The sequence below is a fragment of the Megasphaera sp. DJF_B143 genome, from assembly GCF_900320625.1.
Classification (GTDB): Bacteria; Bacillota; Negativicutes; order Veillonellales; family Megasphaeraceae; genus Megasphaera; species Megasphaera hexanoica.
Genome location: NZ_ONTA01000034.1, coordinates 1 through 3,431 on the forward strand (window position 1 = coordinate 1; position 3,431 = coordinate 3,431).

1 protein-coding gene and 1 pseudogene are annotated in these 3,431 nt (G+C 50.3%); both read left to right on the top strand.

Annotated features, from left to right (window positions below; all coding sequences use genetic code 11):
• Positions 1-231, top strand: a pseudogene (locus tag DBO31_RS00875) (efflux RND transporter periplasmic adaptor subunit); the annotation flags it as partial.
• An 11-nt stretch (positions 232-242) separates the two neighbouring features.
• Positions 243-3,395 (top strand): efflux RND transporter permease subunit, encoded by a 3,153-nt coding sequence (locus DBO31_RS00880; protein WP_150824216.1) that lies wholly within the window; start codon positions 243-245, stop codon positions 3,393-3,395.
• The last annotated feature ends 36 nt before the right edge of the window (positions 3,396-3,431 follow it).

Below are 3,431 nucleotides of genomic sequence, written 5' to 3' on the forward strand. Positions count from 1 at the left end.
AAATATTACATTTCCATCATCGACAGCGACGGAAAGGCTCAGACGAAAGAAGTTACGCCGGGGCAGAAAGTCGGAAAATTCTGGATTATCACCGACGGTCTGTCCGACGGGGATACAGTCATCGTCGACGGGTATCAGAAAGCCAAAGGAGCAACGCTGGATCAGCATCTGCTGACAAAGACGGATATTGAAAGCAGTTCTGATACGACGACGGATAGTACATCCAAATAGGAGGCAGCACAGTGATATCTAAGTTTTTTATAGACAGGCCTATTTTTGCCATCGTCATTTCGCTGGTCATCTCCATTCTGGGGCTGTTGTCTCTGCTGACATTGCCGATAGCAAAATATCCAAAAGTAACGCCGCCGCAGATCAGTGTATCGGCGACATATGTCGGGGCCAACTCGGAAGTCATCGGGACGACCGTAGCCAGCGTCATCGAACGTCAGATGACCGGTGTTGACGGGCTCGATTATATTTCCAGCTCCAGTAACGATGATGGCCGGTATTCCATGACGGCCCAGTTTAAAACGGGCACGAATGATGATATGGACATGGTTAATACCCAGAATCGTATCAGTCAGATTCAGTCTACCCTGCCGTCGGAAGTAACGCAGACGGGGGTAACTGTACAGAAGTCAACGAGTTCGACCGCTATGGTTTTTGCGCTCGTATCTCCTAGTGGCACGTATGATGCAACGTTTTTGAAAAACTATGCGACCCAGTACTTCATGGATGAATTAAAATCCGTGTCTGGTGTCGGTAACGTACAGGAATTCGGATCGGACTATGCCATGCGTATCTGGCTCAATCCGATGAAAATGAGCATTTTAAAAGTAACGCCGACCGAAGTCATGGCGGCGATTAAATCGCAGAATACGCAGGCTGCTGTCGGTACAGTAGGGTCACAGCCTACGCCAGATAGCCAGACGTATCAGTACAGTATGCGTACAGACGGCCGCCTTCAGACAGCGGAACAGTTTAAGAATATTATTGTCCGCACTAACAGTGATGGATCTATGATCCGCATAGGCGACATTGCCAGTGTCAATCTTGGCAATAAAGATTATAATGTCACCAGCTCTTATAATGGCCAGAATTCGGCAGGGTTCATGGTCAGCCTGACATCCGATGCCAACGCCATGCAGACTGTCGATGGCGTACGAAAAGTATTGGAAAAGGCCAAGCAGTCTTTCCCGAATGACATGGATTACAGTGTAGTCTATGATAGTACACAGTTTGTACGGGCCTCTATTAAAGAAGTTATTGAAACGTTCGTGGAAGCGCTGCTTCTCGTTGCGTTCATCGTATATCTGTTCCTTCAGAGCGGCCGCTCGACGCTCATTCCGCTCATCGCCGTGCCGGTATCTCTGCTGGGGACCTTTGCCAGCTTCAAAGTGCTCGATTTCTCCATCAACACACTGACCCTGTTTGCCATGGTCCTGGCTATCGGCCTGCTCGTCGATGATGCTATTGTCGTCATCGAAGCCGTCGAATACGAAATCAAGTATAATGCCAAGGGGCCGCGGGAGGCGACGATCATCGCCATGCGCAATGTACAGAACCCGGTTATCGGCGTTGCCTGTGTACTGGCATCGGTATTCATACCGGTCGGTTTCCTGAGCGGCATGAGTGGTATTTTGTACCGGCAGTTCGCCTTTACCATCGCCATTTCCGTCGCCATTTCGGCCTTCGTCGCCCTGACGCTGACGCCGGCCATGTGCGCTTCTATCCTGAATATACACAAGCCCAATGACAACCCGAAGGGCATTTATAAGTTCTTCCAGAAATTCAACCTGGCCTTTGACCGCCTCATCGACTGGTATGGCATCCGCCTGGCTCATCTCCAGCTCCATCTGAAATGGGTCGTGGCGTTCCTTCTTCTCCTTTGCTGCCTGACTGGGGTTGTTTTCAGGGTTATGCCTACGGGATTTGTTCCTTCTGAAGATAATGGGTTCATCATGGTTAACGCCACACTCCCGGAAGGGACATCGCAGGTAGAAACCAAGAAATTGACGACAAAGATGACACAATGGCTTCAAAGTCAGCCGGCTGTCAAGGGCGTCATGAACGTTACCGGTTTCAGTATCCTGGCTGGTGGTGCCAAACCGAATGGTATGACTATTTTCCTGGGTATGGATGACTGGTCGCAGCGTAAGACGAAAGAATTGTCTGTCGATGCGCTGGTAGGTAAAACGATGATGTTTGGCAACCAGATTCCTCAGGCACAGGTCATGGCCTTGAATCCGCCTCCTATTGATGGCATGGGTACATCGTCCGGCTTCAGCATTGTCATTGAAGACCGTGGTGGTCATGGCACATCGGATTTGAATGCGACGACGCAGAAATTTATCGCCGCTGCCCGTCAGCGTCCGGAAATCGGTTCTGTCTATACGGCCTTTGCTGCCGATACTCCGGGCTATCAGCTGGATATTGACCGCGACAAGGTAGCACGGGAAGGAGTATCGCTGAGTGATTTGTATACGACGCTGCAATCCTTCTATGGTTCCTATCAGGTCAATGATTTCACCATTTTTGGCCGTAACTTTAAAGTCGTCATTCAGGCGGCGCCGGAGTTCCGCCAGTCTATTGATGCCAATAAACATCTCTATGTCAAGAACAGCAGTGGAGAGCTCATACCGGTATCTAATTTTGTCCGGCCCAAGCCTATCGGTTCTGCTTCTATTATCAACCGCTTCAATGATTATCCTTCCATTACTGTTCAGGGGGCACCGGCCAATGGCTACAGTTCTGGTGATGCCCTGAATGCATTGAAAGAAATCGCCCAGGATACGCTCGGTGAAGGTTATGCCTACGAATGGAGCGGCATGAGCCGTGAAGAAATCGAAGCAGGAAATAAGACCGTTTATGTATTCAGTCTGGCTATCCTCTTCGTATTCCTGGTACTGGCTGCCTTGTACGAAAGCTGGAAGGTACCTTTTGCTGTATTGTTCAGTGTGCCGGCCGGCCTGTTCGGGGCTTCTGCATTTGCCTATCTGCTCAATCAGCAGAATAATATTTACTTCCAGATTGGTATCCTCGCCGTTATCGGCCTGGCTGCCAAGAACGCCATCCTGATCATCGAATACGCGAAAGTCCGTGTCGATGAACGGGGCATGGATCCCGTATCGGCAGCAATCGAAGCGGCCAAGATCCGTCTCCGCCCGATCATCATGACATCCCTGGCCTTCGTCGTAGGTTCTATCCCCCTGGCCATCGCCACTGGGGCGGGCGCCGCGTCGCGAGTCAACATGGGCGTGACTGTCGTCTTCGGTACGTCCGTTGCGACCATATTCGGCGTATTCCTCATTCCTATGCTGTTCATCATCGTAGAAAACATCGGACATCGTTCGAAAAAGAAGAATCAGGGTGTACAGCGGATACAGGATGTATGATTCCGTGAAGGTTCACTGACACCATGTAAAAAAGGA